Origin of the sequence: Acinetobacter sp. 8I-beige, from assembly GCF_902505955.1 — a bacterium.
Taxonomy (GTDB): Bacteria; Pseudomonadota; Gammaproteobacteria; order Pseudomonadales; family Moraxellaceae; genus Acinetobacter; species Acinetobacter johnsonii.
In genome coordinates, this window is sequence record NZ_LR732792.1 from 191701 (window position 1) to 206985 (window position 15285).

Consider the following 15285-nt stretch of genomic DNA (forward strand, 5'->3'; position numbering starts at 1 on the left):
GAGCTTGATGAATGAGTCGGTAAATATAGATTTATAGACTGAAGATTTTCAAATCCTTTCTCTTTTTCTGATTTATAGTTCAATGTTTTAAATACTAAGGATGAAAGACTTAGTGTAGAGTAATTAAATCAATAGATTAAGGAGAAAATGAATGCATAACGATGCTACAAATGAGCCCTAGAAATCACAAAATCAATAGGTACAGAAAACTCTCAGTACGGTATTCATTTGCTGATTCGGTATAAAAAATTAAATTTTAATAAAAATAATCAGTTTTAAATCAATAAAAAAAGATGGATTTTATTTTTATCTTATTGAATGGATTATTCTTTTATTAAAGAGCATTGCAAATTACAGCTTCTGCCATACTTGATTTTCATCATCAAAAGACACCGTAAAATTAAAACGAGAGTCCGCCGTTACCAAGTAACCTGTAGGTGTTTTCATGAGAACTTTGAGCACAGTGCCTTCTTCAAAGTTAATGGGTGGAAAGTCTTCTTTTGTCAGTGTGAGTGGTTTGATCAGTTCAAGTACTAGGGTTTCCATGTCATAGATCCAATAGTTTTTAATGAAAAGATAGTAGCATGAAGTCATTTTAAAATGTGCAAACTTCATTCTTTTATACATAAAATCAACAAGTAATCGTATGGTTGTCAGAGAAATACCGTCATTGCACTCGCTTTAAATCCTAAGCAATTTTTCAGTTTGAAACCCAAAAGTTATAAGCAATAAAATATTATTTTAAATCTGGGGCCAAGTCCTTTCCTATTTTCATAAGTTATTGAAATAATTTATTTTGATTGTGATGTGACTGATCAAGTCGGAAAATAATGTCCTGAGCTCTTGTGAAGGGGCATACAAATCAAATAACGTATAACCAAATAAGGATAAGTAAAGTGTACAAACTTGCTGTAATGCGATTTTACTAAATTAAGAAATAAGGATTAGTATGCACGGATTGCATACCTGAAATATAAAAGGGATATATATCGTTCATGTTTAAGTCATTTTTCCCAAACCCTAGATGGTTTTTTATCTCATTGATTGTGTGGTTTATTGTCAATCTTTCTTTATGGTATTCGGGTGGCAGTGGATGGGGTAGTTGGATTGGCTTTCCTGCAGGTTATGCTGAAGCTGATTTAGTCATTGGAGTAAGCCGTTTTTGGTCGCCCGCTTTTTTATGGTTTTATTTGTGGTTCTTTGTTTCGACCTGCTTGTTTGCCTTATTTTGGCGTTTTTTTTCTGACAATAAATGGCAGCGTTGGTCGGTATGGGGATCAGCATTCATCTTGTTTAACATTTGGTTTGGTGTACAGGTCAGTGTCGTTGTAAATGCTTGGTATAACCCTTTTTATGACTTAATCCAAGAAATGTTGAGTAATGGGGGCGGAGACGTCAACACCCTTTATACAGGTGTCCTGACCTTTTTGTATGTGGCAATGGTGGCCGTGACTTTAATGGTGCTAAATTTATTTTTCGTCAGCCATTATGTGTTCCGTTGGCGTACTGCAATGAATGAATATTACACTGAGCATTGGGAAAAACTACGACACATTGAGGGGGCATCACAGCGTATTCAAGAAGACACCATGCGCTTTGCCAAAACCACTGAAAGTTTGGGGGTGAACTTGGTTGAAGCGTTAATGACTCTCATTGCATTTTTACCTGTGTTATTTAGCTTATCTATGCATGTCAAAGCTTTGCCTGTGGTAGGTGAAATTCCGCATGCATTGGTTTGGGCGGCAGTAGGTTGGGCTGTGTTTGGTACAGTTGTGCTGATGGTCGTTGGTGCTAAATTACCAGGTTTAGAGTTTAATAATCAAAAAGTCGAAGCAGCCTATCGAAAAGAGTTGGTGTATGGCGAAGATCATGCTGAACGTGCTGATCCAGTGAGTTTAAAAGAGCTGTTTAGCAAAGTACGTCTTAACTATTTCCGCCTATATTTCCACTATGCTTATTTTAACTTAGTGCGTATTTGGTATATGCAACTTGACAATATTTATGGTTTATTTGTTTTATTTCCAAGTATTGCCGCGGGTGCGATCACCTTAGGTTTGATGATGCAAATCGCAAATGTTTTTGGCAAAGTCCGAGAGTCATTTCAGTATTTGATTGCATCATGGCCAACTATTATCGAACTGCTCTCGATTTATAAGCGTCTGAAAGCTTTTGAAGCGACTTTGGATGACTAAATATTTTTGATGTATTTAACCTGCCTTTAACGGCAGGTTTTTTATGTGCTCAAGCATCGTTTTGTCTGTAACTTTTGTTGTGTGGTTCAAATTAAATTTATGTAATGTTGTTGAGGTTATCATAAAACAAAGCAGAATGATGTGTGCGTCAAACTAAAATAAATAATAAAAACAGTTATTTAAGTTTGTTATTTTATGAGCTTTCCGCTAATGTTTTTATGCGGGTGTTTAAGAGTAAAGTCGTAGTGAATTATAAAATTTTATGTGTATTTGGGGTTTTGGGGAGTGTGTTGCAGGGCTGTACCAGTCTGGGAAATATAGCACAAGCACCTTTTACAAATATTGCATCACCACAAGAACTAATCGTAGAACGAAAAATTAATGATATCGATAAAAACAGCAAAGAATACGTGTATCACACGGTAGGTGTAAAAAATGAAAAAGATATCGAGGCACTATATCCACGGAGCATGTTTAGTCAATATTGCCAAGCACATGGTGGGCGTTTTACTCAGACACAAAAAAGTAGTTTTAGCTTAGTGAAAGATCCGTGGGCGAAAAAATTACTTCGTACCTATAACAGTTTAAAACAGGGCACGGGTACTTTTCGTTGCCAACTCAATAATAGCGAACAGTGGCTGGTGAGTATTGAGGCAGTGTCTGAACGTAAACTGCCTAATTCAAATGATACGCGTGTGGTTAATCTACAAAGCAAAGTATTGACTGAGTCAGCACCACGAAGTATGACCCCTATTACGCCAAGCAAAAAAGCGGTGACGAAGGCACCTGCGACCAAGGCAGAGGTGAAGAAAGAGGAAGAAAGCAAAAAAGAAGTAGAGCCTAAAAAAGAAAACAAAGTGGAAGTACCACCGAAAGCCGCCAAAGCTGTAGAAACACCACAGCAGCAACAGGCCAAATTGTATGTGGCTGCACGCCGTGATATTAACAGTGGACGCAACCAAGTCGCTGCCTGTAACAGTGCACAACGTGCATATAACTATGGTCGTTTGCCGGGGTCGGATGCCTCAAATGTCTATACCGAATCGGGCATATTAGTTGCACGTTGTTTAACGGGTATTCCAAGTTATAGCAGTCGTTTTTCCAACCCTAAAGGGCAGGCAAAATATGTTTTGCAGAACTTAGCCAAAAACCATAACCATACAGGTGCTAAAAATATGCTCAAGCAAATGAAGTAAGATTTTCGGCTGTTTGCGACAGAATTTCATGTGAGCACCTCAACCAAAGGAAATAACATCATGAGTAATGTCCAAATGCCCGCCACCTATTTTACTGCGCCTTTGCTGGATCAGACCGTGCAAGAAATAGACGTTGATATTTCAGCTCAGCCTTATTTTTACAACAATGGCGGAACACTTGAGTATTTAGCCGATGTATCAACTGGTATTGAACTGATTCAAGTAGCATCAACCAATGCCCGTATGAGTATGGGACATGTTTATGCTGTGCCTGAAGAAATTGCAACGATCCAAACCCATTGGGGAGAGCAGACTCAGTTAGCGTTTGCAGGAAACTCTTTTGAGTTTATGGCATTAAAAGCCACGCCAGAAACGGCTGCTGCCTTTGGTATGACTTTAGTGAAAGCTGGTCAGGCGATAGAGGTGCAGGCTACACGGAAAAAGTTGTCTCAAATTAAATATCAATATGGCATGTTGGCGGGTCATTTTTTCCCTTATGACCCAACTCAAATTAATCTAGCCGCAAAAACCTTATACCCTTTTGTCGTCACAGACCTAGAGCATCACGACTTTCCGCATGTGTTTGTTTCGACCGATCCAAATCAATTGCCGTTGGTGATTTCAGCAGGACGATATTTTCCAAAAGACCGAAAAATTTACTTGGCTGACTTGTGGGTAGAACATGGCGACGCACTTTATATTCCTGAAATGTCGAAGCAAGTCGCTCCTGAATTTATTGATTTACATAATAACCGTAATGCGGCTTTAGCGTGTTGGAAGGGAGAAAGTGATCAATCTACGATTCAGATGCATACTTTGCTTGATCCCGAAGGTTATTTTTATTGGTTTTGGAATGCATGCCCGACCATACACCCACAGCTCGTTGCCTTTGAAACTGCTGAGTTGGATAGGGAAATCGCTTGAATTGAGCGATTTAATTTTTTCTCCAACTACACGGTAATTTTACAGTTCCATAACAGGCTGATTGGCGGGCTTTATGATACAAAGAATGCAATTATTGATTGGAGTTGAGTTTATGTCACAGCCAGTTTTAAGCGTTTTACGTGGTCGGTCTTCTGTTATTTTTCGTCATGTTCTTTTGGCAGCAGCATTGTGTGGTTCAGTCCAAGTTGCAACGGCCAGTACCACAGTCGACCAACTGAGTAATTGTTTGGTGAAGTCAACGACAGCAACAGATAAAACCACTGTGTTGCAGTGGACGTTTGCTGCACTGGCTGCACATCCTGATCTGAAGGTGTATAGCAATGTCACCGATGCGCAGCGTACACAGCTAGATAAAAACTTAGCACAAGTATTACAACGCATTTTGGTGGAGCAATGTTCAGCACAGACCAAAGCAGTGATTCAAGCTGAAGGCTTACAAGCGGTTGGAGATAGTTTTCAGGAACTTGGACAGATTACAGGTGAGGAAATTTTAAAGAACCCTGAAGTGAAAGGACAGTTGCAAGGCGTACTGCGTTATGTGGATTTGAATAAATTGGTCACGACTTTTTTAACCCCAGAGATTTGGAATAAGTTGGGTGTGACGAGGTAGTTGTATTTAAATGCTAATCTAAGAATCATAAAAGCCTCTCTCTAAAGAGGCTTTTTTATTAGGAAGATCAAAATAACATTTTTAAATAAGAATTACAGGTTGTGCAACCTATTATATTTGCTAGTATTTGATGCAAATTTTTAATTGATTTTTACAAGTAGATGAAAAAAATAGTGATTGGCTTTTTAGTCTTGGGATTAGCTGGTTGTAGCGCAGGAATGGTGAATCAATCAAAAAAAATGTTGGGTCTTAAGTTATATCAAGACTCTAATGCTGAGCATACAGCAAAGCTTCGGATTGAAAATAAAAATAACTTTGGAGTACGTTTATACCCAAATGGATGCATGACATCAATGCAGCCAAACTTCCAAATGTTACCCGAAGTCGAAAGTATGGGATCATTTAAAGAACAAATGCAAAGCAGTCAGATTAAGTACAAACAAAAATTATTAGACATGCCTTTTCCGCCAGCTGAAATTAATTTTGCTGAGTTTAAAGTACCTGCTGAACGCTTTTTAGCAATTAGTGCATATAAGAGTTACCACAATGGTATGGAGTTGCGTGGTTGTAGTGTTGATGCCGTTTATAAGTTTGCGACAAATAAAAATTATGAGTTATTGGATAACGCTGGCGGAATGCAATGTTCTTTGGCAATCAATGAAATCATGCCCACTGGTGAAAGGGTTGAACTAAAACCACTTAGATCTTTAAATTATGTAAATGAATGGGCGGGATGTGATGCCCAACTCGAAGGTTTGTAGTACTTTAAAAAGAACAGCGATTAAAAAAAGCTCCTTGAATCGAAGGAGCTTTTTTATTTTTGAATCTAAAAAGACGATAAATCATGCCATAAAAAATTCAGTTGAGGAACAACACAATTAAATCGTCACAGTCGCCCCTAAAGCTTTAATAAATTGCGCCATCCAAGCAGGGTGGGCAGGCCAAGCAGGCGCTGTGATCAAGTGTCCGTCTGTTACAGCTTCAGTCACTTCAATGTCCGCATAAGTCCCGCCTGCTAGTTTCACCTCGGCTGCGCACGCAGGGTAAGCTGAACAAGTACGGCCTTTGAGTACATCGGCTGCCGCAAGAATTTGAGCACCATGACAAACTGCTGCAATTGGCTTCTTCGCAGTATCAAACTCACGTACGATCTCAAGAATACGTTCATTCATGCGTAAATATTCGGGCGCGCGACCACCGGGAATGACCAAACCGACATAGTCCGCAGTGTGTACCGCTTCAAAGTTGTAGTTGATGGCAAAGTTATGACCGCGTTTTTCACTATAGGTTTGCTCGCCTTCAAAGTCATGAATGGCTGTGGTGATGCTTTCACCTTCATTTTTATCGGGGCAGACTGCGTGAACGGTATAACCGAGACCCGTTAAAAACTGAAAAGGCACCATGGTTTCATAGTCTTCGGCATAGTCACCCACGAGCATTAAAATTTGTTTTGACATCTTTAAACCCTCTTTATTGTTTGTGCATATTTATGTTCAATTTTGATCTAAATTAGCACAGTTCAGATGGCATTTTTAAGTCATTCAGTGCTCTTTAGTCGTATAACTGAAGTCATTTTTTATAAAAAAGCCCCAAGTAATTGAGGCACTTTAACTGTCTGTAAAAGCATGTTAAATCAATCAGTTTACATATTCATGGATATGAAATTTACTATGCTGAGGTGTTTAATAGTCTAATGTGCAGGCTTTGCCCTGATATTCATAACGGTTGACATCATATTTTTGACCATTCCAGCGGTAAACAGCAAAACAAAATCCGGGGCCACCATTTTCAATATCTGGCCAGCCGTCTTTTCCTTTGGTTTTTAGAAAAGTAGGGATGCCCATGTTTTCAAAAATGAGTTTCCAATTTCCAGTTTTTTGCTGAGCAACGATATGGTAGCCGACACCTGTGTTGCCATAGCACATGGTGCTATAGTCTGAAATGACTGCGTCTTTTAGACCGTCACCATTGAGGTCTTTGTATGTGGTGATTTCACCTGTATCGCAGCTACCTTTCCAACCATGTTTGGTTTTTGAAAAGCCTGCGGCTTTAAATATTTGGCTGGCTTCTTTAGCAGAAACAGTGGGTTTGGTTTCTGCAAAGGCGGTGGTGCTGAAGAAGGCAAGGGTAGAAAGTATAAGAATGGTGGTTTTCATTTTTGTCCTTTGATTTTTTGCAAGTGGTTAATTTTTAAAAATAGAATATGTTTAGTGTAGTAGATTTGGGAAAGCATGCTAGGGGAACCTTTCCTAGCCCTCTCCTTTGGTAAAGGAGAAGGGATAACGTGTATCGAATTGATCAAATGAAAAATTCTGCCTTTTCATAACTCAACTTACATATAGATAGTGAATTTGAAAGTTAGATATGCACTAAGATTTCAAGTTTGTGAGTGGATGATACTTTTTTGATGAGCAGATTGTCTTGGGGGAAATATTTTGATTGATTGTATGTGTAAAATTATGAAATTTAAATAGTAATTCTTTCTTTGCTTTTTAAATATTAGTAAGGTGTTATTAAACTTCATACTATTCTAAATTATATTTTTATTGTAACAATTACAGAAAAGAGGATATAAATGCGATTACTAGCAGACCCTATTACATTATCGGAAACTTTTGAAGATTTGATACTTAACTGTGAAAAAATTTATTTTGCAACTGCATGGGCAACAGATAAGCATTCAGTTTTTAATGTATTAGTAGAACATGCATACAAAATTAATTTGGCTGTTGTGGGGTTACATTTTTATCAAACAAGTCCTAAATTTATAGAAAATTTTATGAATAACGATAAAGTTTCTTTCAAAAAGACAGTATCAGGAGTTTTTCATCCTAAGGTTTTTGTTTTTAAATTTAAAAATGATTACAAAGTTATTTTAGGGAGTGCAAATTTTACTTCTGGTGCTTTTAATACGAATGATGAACTATCTATCTTATTGGAAATGAAAGAAGATGACGACACATTAATTGAAATTATGCAAAAAATATCAGATTACAGTGAAAATAATGAAAAAATTACAAGTGATTATCTAGAATTATATAAAGAGAAATATAAAGTACAAAAGATGTTGAATTCATCATTGCAGAATTCAAAACATAAAAAACAGGTCAAAGAGCTGAAATCTTCAGTTCCATCTGATAATTCTTTAAATATTTCTTGGCAGGAATTTAAGCAAGAAGTGGAAAATGATTTATATGATGGTTATGTAGAACGTTTGGCTATGTTAGATAAGGTTAAAAATTTATTAAGCAAAGATAAGTTTGAAAAATTAACTAAAGATGAAAGAAAGCTTATAGCAGGAATGAAAAATACGTTGCCATATAACTCAGGTTGGTTTGGTTCATTAGAAGGTGCTGGTTTCATGAAAAATGTAATTAATGAGCATGCAGATTTGATAACTAAAGCATTAGATGTAATTCCTCAGGATGGTAAAGTTTTAAAGAAACATTTTGTTCAATATATTAAGTTATTTGATGAAGCTTGTCAGGGGCAAGAGAAGAGCCCGAAAATAGCATGTTATACTAGATTTTTAGCAGTTATACGCCCAGATTTTTTTGTGCCAATTAATAAGAAAAATGAAGTTAGAATTAGACAGGCCTTAAACTCTAGAGCAAAAATTAGTGTTGATAACTATTGGGAAATGCTTCAAGAAATTCATAAAAAAGATTGGTATCAAACAGAGATATTAATCAACTCTTCGGATTATGAATTGTGGTCTAAAAGAGCGGCTATGCTTGATGCAATTTATTATAAACATGAAGATTAATAAAAACCCGCTTTAAAGCGGGTTTTTTTCAGAGTAGATAAGATCAACCAATCAATTTCTTCATTAATTCATTTACTTGAGCAGGGTTTGCTTTACCTTTAGAGGCTTTCATCACTTGACCAACAAGACCATTGAAAGCTTTCTCTTTACCAGATTTAAACTCTTCAACCATCTTCTCGTTGGCAGCAAGAACGTCTTTAATAATCGCTTCAATCGCGCCTGTATCAGTTTCCTGTTTCAAGCCTTTTTCCGCAATAATTTCGTCCGCAGTTTTGCCTTCATCCCACATAAAGCCGAATACTTGCTTCGCAATCTTACCGCTAATGGTGTTATCCACGATACGCGCAACCATGCCACCAAGCTTTTCAGCTGAAACAGGAGAGTCTGCGAGTTCTAATCCTGCTTTGTTTAAAGCACCAGAGAATTCGCCCATCACCCAGTTTGCAGACACTTTACCTTGTGCAGCGCCGCCAGCCGCATCCACAACCACTTCATAAAAGTCTGACATTTCACGAGTCAGCGTCAAGACATGCGCATCGTATTCAGTGACACCAAAGTCTGCGACGAAACGCTCACGACGTGCCGCAGGAAGCTCAGGCAATGCAGCACGAGCTGTTTCAATTTGCGCGTCTGAAATAATTACAGGTAACAAGTCAGGGTCTGGGAAGTAGCGGTAATCGTTCGCTTCTTCTTTCGAACGCATCGAACGTGTTTCCATCTTCACAGGATCGAATAGACGCGTTTCTTGGTCAATCGTGCCGTCCCATTCCAAAATTTCCATTTGGCGTTCAATTTCAACATTGATCGCTTGTTCAATGAAACGGAATGAGTTGAGGTTTTTTAACTCGCAACGTGTACCGAACGGTTGACCCGGACGACGTAACGACACGTTACAGTCTGCACGGAACGAACCTTCCGCCATGTTACCGTCAGAAATACCCAACCAACGCACTAAAGTGTGAATCGATTTGATATAAGCGACCGCTTCTTCAACCGAACGCATATCGGGTTCAGACACGATTTCAAGTAAAGGTGTACCTGCACGGTTTAAGTCGATGCCTGACATACCTTCAAACTGGTCATGGATCGATTTACCTGCATCTTCCTCAAGGTGGGCACGCGTTACGCCAATGCGCTTCACCGTACCATCTTCAAGTTGAATGTCGATATGACCTAAGCCCACAATCGGATTGTCCATTTGACTAATTTGGTAGCCTTTTGGAGAGTCAGGGTAGAAGTAGTTTTTACGTGCAAACACAGATGCTTGGTCAATGTATGCATCAATACCCAAACCAAAGCGAATGGCTAAATCGACCACTTCTTTGTTTAATACAGGCAGTACACCCGGCATTGCTAAGTCAACAAGGCTGGCTTGCGTGTTTGGGTCTTGACCAAATTCAGTTGAAGAACCTGAGAAAATTTTAGATTGGGTCGCAAGCTGAGTGTGAATCTCGATCCCAATAACGACTTCCCAACCATCAATCAATAACGATTTTGGTTTAGCAGCATTCTTACCATTGTTTTGGGCCATTATGCATTCTCCTCAGCAATTGCCGCACGTTTCGTATGCCAATCCGTTGCTTGTTGGTACTGATGTACCACAGACAACAGTTGAGATTCTGACCAATAGTTACCAATCAGCTGTAAGCCCACAGGTAAATCTATAGGGTCGCAAGAGCCAAACGTACCACAACCTAAATCATTTGGATCGCGAGGTGCTTCAGGGTAATAATCTGATTCACGAGTTGCAAAACCGCATGGGAACGCAATTGCAGGTAATCCTGCTAAATTGACTGCAATTGTATAAATGTCTTCGGCATATGTCATTTCAGGAGCTAATTTTGCACCTAAACGATATGCTGTTGCGGTTGTTACAGGTGCAGCAATCACATCGACATTTTCAAAGGCTTTTAAGAAATCTTGTTGGATTAAACGACGGACTTTTTGTGCTTTGACATAGTAGGCATCGTAGTAACCCGCAGACAACGCATATGTACCAATCAAGATACGACGTTGCACTTCTGCACCAAAACCTTCAGAACGTGAACGTTTGTATAAGTCCATCAGGTCAACTGGGTTCTCTGCACGGTAGCCATAACGTACGCCATCGTAACGAGACAAGTTCGATGACGCTTCAGCAGGCGCAATCAAGTAATACGTCGGAACATAAGCTTCAGTCATGTTGAGATCAACCTCAACCAACGTAGCGCCCATATCTTCCAGTTTTTTCAATGACTCTTCAATACGTTTGCGTACTTCAACATTTAGGTAGGAAATATCAAAATATTGTTTTGGGATACCAATACGTAAACCTTTAACTGATGTAGCATTCAGATTTGCTACATAGTCATCAACGTCTTTTTCAACCGAAGTTGAATCTTTTGCGTCGTGACCTGCCATCACATTCATGAGGTAGGCACAGTCTTCAGCCGAACGTGCCATTGGCCCGCCCTGATCCAGTGATGATGCATACGCAATCATCCCGAAGCGCGACACACGACCATAGGTTGGTTTTAAGCCGGTAAGACCACATAACGCAGCAGGCTGACGAATAGAGCCACCTGTATCGGTTCCTGTTGCAAATGGTGCAAGATCAGCCGCGACAGCTGCTGCAGAACCACCAGAAGAACCACCAGGGATACGTTCTAGTGACCAAGGGTTAGCAGTTGCGCCATAGTAAGAATTTTCAGAGGTTGAACCCATTGCAAACTCGTCCATGTTCACTTTACCTAAAGTGACTAGACCAGCGGCTTTGCCTTTCGCTACAACGGTGGCGTCGTAAGGAGAGATAAAGTTATCCAACATTTTTGAGCCCGCAGTGGTTTTAATGCCTTGGGTACAAAAAATGTCTTTGTGTGCAATTGGCACACCTGTCAATACGGTCGCTGTGCCTGCTTTAATTGCAGCATCGGCAGCATCGGCTTGTGCAAGCGCTTGTTCTGCAGTCACGGTTACATAAGATTTAACTTGTGTATCCAGTTTTGCAATGCGCTTTAAATAATGTTCAGTCAGTTCGCGAGATGAAAATTTAGCCCCAGCTAAACCCTCAGAGAGTTCACGAATCGATAAGCGATGTAAATCTGTCATGAGAAATGTCTTTACGTTAATTTTTACAAAATAATGGTTTAACTGAATAGAAATTATTCAATCACGCGAGGAACAAGGTACAAACCGTCTTGCACTTGCGGTGCAATGGCTTGATATTCATCACGATGATTGGTTTCTGAAACCACATCTTCACGTAAGGGTTGTGGGTGATCAAATGGGCTTTTAAGCGGCTCAACACCATCGGTGTCGATGCCTTTTAAGGTTTTCATCATGCCTAAAATTTTATTTAGACTTTGAGCATATTCAGCAGATTGCGTATCATCTAGCGACAATCGAGCAAGATTGGCGATTGCTGAAACTGTTTGTGCATTTAAATCTGCAGAATGCTGTGCATCCGATGTAGACATAACATCACCTGAGTCAGTATTAAAAAATTTCAAAATATCGTGCGTTATAATAAGCGATTGACTTGTTCAAATCATCACATTTAGTTAAAGTTGCCACCTTGCGTCCACATAAAGTTTAATCGAGAACGTCTCCGTGATTCTAAAAAGACTAATTGGCTTGTTTTCGCCCGATCTAGCCATTGATTTAGGTACAGCAAATACACTTATTTATGCACCAGGACGAGGCATTATATTAAATGAACCTACAGTTGTGGCGATTCGTCACAGTGGTTCACAAAAAATCGTTGCCGCGGTAGGTCTTGATGCAAAGCAAATGCTGGGCCGTACACCTGCAAATATCTCTGCCATTCGTCCAATGAAGGATGGTGTGATTGCCGATTTTGAAGTGACTGAAACCATGCTGAACCAATTTATTGGTAAAGTACATGAAAAACGTCTGTTCCCACCTGCACCTCGTGTTGTGGTGTGTGTGCCTTGCAAATCAACTTTGGTTGAGCGTCGTGCTATTCGTGAAGCTGTATTTAATGCAGGCGCGCGTGATGTTCGTTTGATTGAAGAACCAATGGCTGCTGCAATTGGTGCAGGTATGCCAGTTGAACAAGCATGCGGCTCTATGGTGGTAGATGTTGGTGGTGGTACAACTGAAATTGCGATTATTTCGCTGCAAGGTTGTGTCTATGCTGACTCACTACGTATTGGTGGTGATGTATTTGATGAACAAATCATTAACTACGTACGTAAAGCACATGGTTGCGTGATTGGTGAAACTACCGCTGAAATTATCAAGAAAGAAGTGGGTATGGCTTTACCAGAAGCCGATGCCAAAGCACTTGAAATTGAAGTTCGCGGCCGTAACCTTGCTGAAGGTGTACCACGTGCGATCACTGTGACTTCGGACGAAATTACTCAAGCTATTTCTGATCCTTTACAAAGTATTGTTTCAGCTGTGAAATCTGCACTTGAGCAAACGCCTCCTGAGCTGTCTTCAGACATCGCTGAGCGCGGTATAGTGTTGACCGGTGGTGGTGCGTTACTACGTAACCTCGATAAACTTCTTGCGCAAGAAACAGGCTTACCTGTGGTGGTTGCAGAAGATCCTCTAACTTGTGTCACTCGTGGTGGTGGTAAAGTTTTAGAATTCTTCGATAATCCAAATCACGACATGTTATTTGTAGGCTAATAAAGGAATCGGCGGGTGCAAACAAATCTGTTTTCCAGACAACCGCCATCTTTTCGCTCATTTATCATTGCAGTGATCACATGCTTGGTCGTGCTGTTTTTTAACTGGCGCATGCCGCATGTGATTCAACCTGCAAGAGATGTCTTGTACGCCGCTTATAATCCAATTTATGCCGTAGCAAGTTATCCCGTGTTATCGCGAGAGTGGCTGAATCAACAAACCAAGTCTGAGGCTCAATTGCGCCGTGAAAATACCGCGATGCAAGCCGAGTTATTGCAGGCGCAGGTGCGTTTACAAAAATTATCTGAATTATCTGCGGAAAATACGCGTTTACGCGGTCTGTTAGATACCCCGTTGATCATTGATGGTCGTATGGAAATTGCAGAAGTCATTGGGACAGATGCCGATCCACTGCGTCATATTATTGTGGTAAACCGTGGTGCCAACAGTCAGTTAAAAGTCGGGCAAACCGTGTTGGATGACAAAGGTATTATGGGACAGATTATTAATGTCTATCCGCATAGTAGTCGCGTCATGTTGCTTTCAGATAAGGAACATTCTCTTTCGGTTCGCTTAGAGCGATCTGGAATGCGTGCCATTGTTTCAGGGACTGGAGATTTGGGTCATTTGAAAATGGAATACGTGCCGACCAGTGCTGAAATCAAAGTGGGTGAAAAAGTGTATAGCTCGGGTTTAGGTGAGCATTTTCCAGCAGGTTATCTGGTGGGCACCATTTCAAAAATCAGTCGTCATAATTCAGGCGAGTTTGCTCAAATTGATGTTGTTCCTGCTGCACAGTTAGCGGGTGGGCATCATGTCGTTGTGTTATTTTCCGATTCTTTAGCGATGGAGCAACCACATGCCGATCGCTAAACTTCGTGCTGCTAAACAGCGCGATCCCTTATTTCCGATCATTTTTTCAGTGATCATTGCTTCAGTGTTGATGGTCTATCCCTTATCTTATGCGATCTCTGGTTGGCGTCCACTGTTTATGATGATGGTGATGCTGTTTTGGGTGTTGTGCCAACCGACATGGAGCGGAATCTGGTTTGCCTTTGCAGTCGGGATTTTCACCGATTTACTGCTCGATACACCTTTGGGCTTAAACGCGCTCAGCTTTGTCCTGATTACATTTGTGTCCCGTTTTTTAACGCGGGAACGTCGAATTATGACCTTTGCTAATATTTGGGTCATCGCCACCTTGGCTGTGGTCGCGCATCTGTTTATTACGTGGATCGCACAAATTATGATTGGGGCACAGTTTTCCCTTGCACGTCATTGGCAACCGCTGTTGAGTAGTGTGCTGACTTTCCCGATGGTCTATTTCATGTTGAAGAAATGGCGCGTTTAATTTTAGCGTCCAGTTCGCCCCGTCGCCGTGAGCTGCTTGAACAGCTCGGTCTAGTCTTTGATATCTATAGTCCAGATATTGATGAATCTGTACAAGCAGGCGAGTCGGTAGCTTATTATGTGGAACGACTGGCATGTGCCAAAGCTGAGGCAGTACAGCTTCAATATCCTGATGCAATTGTGATTGCTGCCGATACCAGTTTAGGGGTCGATCAAGAGATATTAGGCAAACCAGAATCTAAGCAGCATGCATTTGAAATGTGGGAAAAAATTTCCGGGCGTAAGCATGATGTATATACTGCGGTTTGTGTCCGTACAAATACGCAAATTTCAAGTATAGTAGTTCGTACTGAAGTCGAATTTCAGCATTTGAGCCTGAATGATATGGAAGCATATTGGGCTACATCTGAACCTCTTGGCAAGGCGGGAGCCTATGCCATACAAGGCATTGCAGCACGTTATATTCCACGTATAGAGGGAAGCTATAGCAATGTCGTGGGGCTACCGTTGCATGAAACGGTACAGTTATTACAGGCAGTTAAGGCACTAAATTAACTGTCTCAAAAGATTTTTTATAATGTTTTGAGTTTG

General features: G+C 40.2%; 16 protein-coding genes. 10 read left to right on the plus strand and 6 right to left on the minus strand.

All coding sequences use genetic code 11. The features are described from left to right. Nucleotides 1-351: 351 nt before the first annotated feature. Nucleotides 352-546, minus strand: a complete 195-nt coding sequence (locus GVX98_RS11255; RefSeq protein WP_004694700.1) for a hypothetical protein — start codon at nucleotides 544-546, stop codon at nucleotides 352-354. A gap of 449 nt (nucleotides 547-995) precedes the next feature. On the opposite strand from GVX98_RS11255, the gene sbmA reads away from it, so the two are divergent. The 5 genes from sbmA (at nucleotide 996) to GVX98_RS11280 (ending at nucleotide 5704) form a co-directional block, all read left to right on the plus strand. After that, complete coding sequence (gene sbmA, locus GVX98_RS11260; protein ID WP_004981363.1) at nucleotides 996-2192, plus strand: peptide antibiotic transporter SbmA; 1197 nt, start codon at nucleotides 996-998, stop codon at nucleotides 2190-2192. Nucleotides 2193-2335: 143 nt separating this feature from the next. After that, nucleotides 2336-3388 (plus strand): hypothetical protein, encoded by a 1053-nt coding sequence (locus GVX98_RS11265; RefSeq protein ID WP_159128113.1) that lies wholly within the window; start codon nucleotides 2336-2338, stop codon nucleotides 3386-3388. 60 nt (nucleotides 3389-3448) lie between these two features. Further along, nucleotides 3449-4312 (plus strand): hypothetical protein, encoded by an 864-nt coding sequence (locus GVX98_RS11270; RefSeq protein ID WP_159128114.1) that lies wholly within the window; start codon nucleotides 3449-3451, stop codon nucleotides 4310-4312. 112 nt (nucleotides 4313-4424) lie between these two features. Then, nucleotides 4425-4943 (plus strand): hypothetical protein, encoded by a 519-nt coding sequence (locus GVX98_RS11275; protein ID WP_004694689.1) that lies wholly within the window; start codon nucleotides 4425-4427, stop codon nucleotides 4941-4943. Nucleotides 4944-5104: 161 nt separating this feature from the next. Next, nucleotides 5105-5704 carry a hypothetical protein gene (locus GVX98_RS11280; RefSeq protein ID WP_159128115.1) on the plus strand — a complete coding sequence of 200 codons (600 nt, stop codon included), beginning with the start codon at nucleotides 5105-5107 and terminating at the stop codon, nucleotides 5702-5704. Nucleotides 5705-5821: 117 nt separating this feature from the next. Here GVX98_RS11280 and GVX98_RS11285 read toward each other — a convergent pair whose 3' ends face one another. Continuing rightward, entirely contained in the window at nucleotides 5822-6400 is a 579-nt protein-coding gene (locus tag GVX98_RS11285; RefSeq protein ID WP_159128116.1) for a DJ-1/PfpI family protein, read from the minus strand. Between the two features lie 225 nt (nucleotides 6401-6625). Beyond that, nucleotides 6626-7099: a hypothetical protein gene (locus GVX98_RS11290; RefSeq protein WP_159128117.1), complete on the minus strand. Its 474-nt coding sequence runs from the start codon at nucleotides 7097-7099 to the stop codon at nucleotides 6626-6628. Nucleotides 7100-7518: 419 nt separating this feature from the next. Here GVX98_RS11290 and GVX98_RS11295 point away from each other — a divergent pair, with 419 nt between their 5' ends. After that, nucleotides 7519-8709, plus strand: coding sequence for a phospholipase D family protein (locus GVX98_RS11295; protein WP_159128118.1), 1191 nt, complete (start codon nucleotides 7519-7521; stop codon nucleotides 8707-8709). A 43-nt stretch (nucleotides 8710-8752) separates the two neighbouring features. On the opposite strand, the gene gatB is transcribed toward GVX98_RS11295, so the two are convergent. The 3 genes from gatB to gatC are packed head-to-tail and all read right to left on the minus strand — an operon-like array spanning nucleotide 8753 to nucleotide 12164. After that, nucleotides 8753-10240 carry an Asp-tRNA(Asn)/Glu-tRNA(Gln) amidotransferase subunit GatB gene (gatB, locus tag GVX98_RS11300; RefSeq protein WP_159128119.1) on the minus strand — a complete coding sequence of 496 codons (1488 nt, stop codon included), beginning with the start codon at nucleotides 10238-10240 and terminating at the stop codon, nucleotides 8753-8755. Continuing rightward, complete coding sequence (gene gatA, locus GVX98_RS11305) at nucleotides 10240-11796, minus strand: Asp-tRNA(Asn)/Glu-tRNA(Gln) amidotransferase subunit GatA (protein ID WP_159128120.1); 1557 nt, start codon at nucleotides 11794-11796, stop codon at nucleotides 10240-10242. Before gatA ends, gatB begins: the two co-directional genes overlap by 1 nt. A gap of 53 nt (nucleotides 11797-11849) precedes the next feature. Beyond that, on the minus strand, nucleotides 11850-12164 hold the full coding sequence (gene gatC / locus GVX98_RS11310) for an Asp-tRNA(Asn)/Glu-tRNA(Gln) amidotransferase subunit GatC (protein ID WP_159128121.1): 315 nt from the start codon (nucleotides 12162-12164) through the stop codon (nucleotides 11850-11852). Nucleotides 12165-12297: 133 nt separating this feature from the next. Between gatC and GVX98_RS11315 the strand changes: the two genes are divergently transcribed. The 4 genes from GVX98_RS11315 to GVX98_RS11330 are packed head-to-tail and all read left to right on the plus strand — an operon-like array spanning nucleotide 12298 to nucleotide 15249. Further along, on the plus strand, nucleotides 12298-13344 hold the full coding sequence (locus GVX98_RS11315) for a rod shape-determining protein (protein WP_004694670.1): 1047 nt from the start codon (nucleotides 12298-12300) through the stop codon (nucleotides 13342-13344). Between the two features lie 15 nt (nucleotides 13345-13359). Next, entirely contained in the window at nucleotides 13360-14217 is an 858-nt protein-coding gene (mreC, locus tag GVX98_RS11320) for a rod shape-determining protein MreC (protein WP_004694667.1), read from the plus strand. Next, nucleotides 14204-14695 carry a rod shape-determining protein MreD gene (gene mreD, locus GVX98_RS11325; RefSeq protein ID WP_004981340.1) on the plus strand — a complete coding sequence of 164 codons (492 nt, stop codon included), beginning with the start codon at nucleotides 14204-14206 and terminating at the stop codon, nucleotides 14693-14695. Before mreC ends, mreD begins: the two co-directional genes overlap by 14 nt. Continuing rightward, the gene (locus GVX98_RS11330) at nucleotides 14683-15249 is read left to right on the plus strand and encodes a Maf family nucleotide pyrophosphatase (RefSeq protein ID WP_159128122.1); all 567 of its coding nucleotides are present in this window, start codon (nucleotides 14683-14685) and stop codon (nucleotides 15247-15249) included. Before mreD ends, GVX98_RS11330 begins: the two co-directional genes overlap by 13 nt. Nucleotides 15250-15285 lie beyond the last annotated feature (36 nt).

What these genes read in the sequence shown, in the direction of transcription:
- GVX98_RS11275 (WP_004694689.1), top strand. Translation starts at nt 4,425, where the DNA reads ATGTCACAGCCAGTTTTAAGCGTTTTACGTGGTCGGTCTTCTGTTATT.
- GVX98_RS11280 (WP_159128115.1), top strand. Translation starts at nt 5,105, where the DNA reads ATGAAAAAAATAGTGATTGGCTTTTTAGTCTTGGGATTAGCTGGTTGT.
- gatB (WP_159128119.1), bottom strand. Translation starts at nt 10,240, where the DNA reads ATGGCCCAAAACAATGGTAAGAATGCTGCTAAACCAAAATCGTTATTG.
- GVX98_RS11255 (WP_004694700.1), bottom strand. Translation starts at nt 546, where the DNA reads ATGGAAACCCTAGTACTTGAACTGATCAAACCACTCACACTGACAAAA.
- GVX98_RS11270 (WP_159128114.1), top strand. Translation starts at nt 3,449, where the DNA reads ATGAGTAATGTCCAAATGCCCGCCACCTATTTTACTGCGCCTTTGCTG.
- GVX98_RS11285 (WP_159128116.1), bottom strand. Translation starts at nt 6,400, where the DNA reads ATGTCAAAACAAATTTTAATGCTCGTGGGTGACTATGCCGAAGACTAT.
- gatC (WP_159128121.1), bottom strand. Translation starts at nt 12,164, where the DNA reads ATGTCTACATCGGATGCACAGCATTCTGCAGATTTAAATGCACAAACA.
- GVX98_RS11295 (WP_159128118.1), top strand. Translation starts at nt 7,519, where the DNA reads ATGCGATTACTAGCAGACCCTATTACATTATCGGAAACTTTTGAAGAT.
- gatA (WP_159128120.1), bottom strand. Translation starts at nt 11,796, where the DNA reads ATGACAGATTTACATCGCTTATCGATTCGTGAACTCTCTGAGGGTTTA.
- sbmA (WP_004981363.1), top strand. Translation starts at nt 996, where the DNA reads ATGTTTAAGTCATTTTTCCCAAACCCTAGATGGTTTTTTATCTCATTG.
- GVX98_RS11330 (WP_159128122.1), top strand. Translation starts at nt 14,683, where the DNA reads ATGGCGCGTTTAATTTTAGCGTCCAGTTCGCCCCGTCGCCGTGAGCTG.
- GVX98_RS11290 (WP_159128117.1), bottom strand. Translation starts at nt 7,099, where the DNA reads ATGAAAACCACCATTCTTATACTTTCTACCCTTGCCTTCTTCAGCACC.
- mreD (WP_004981340.1), top strand. Translation starts at nt 14,204, where the DNA reads ATGCCGATCGCTAAACTTCGTGCTGCTAAACAGCGCGATCCCTTATTT.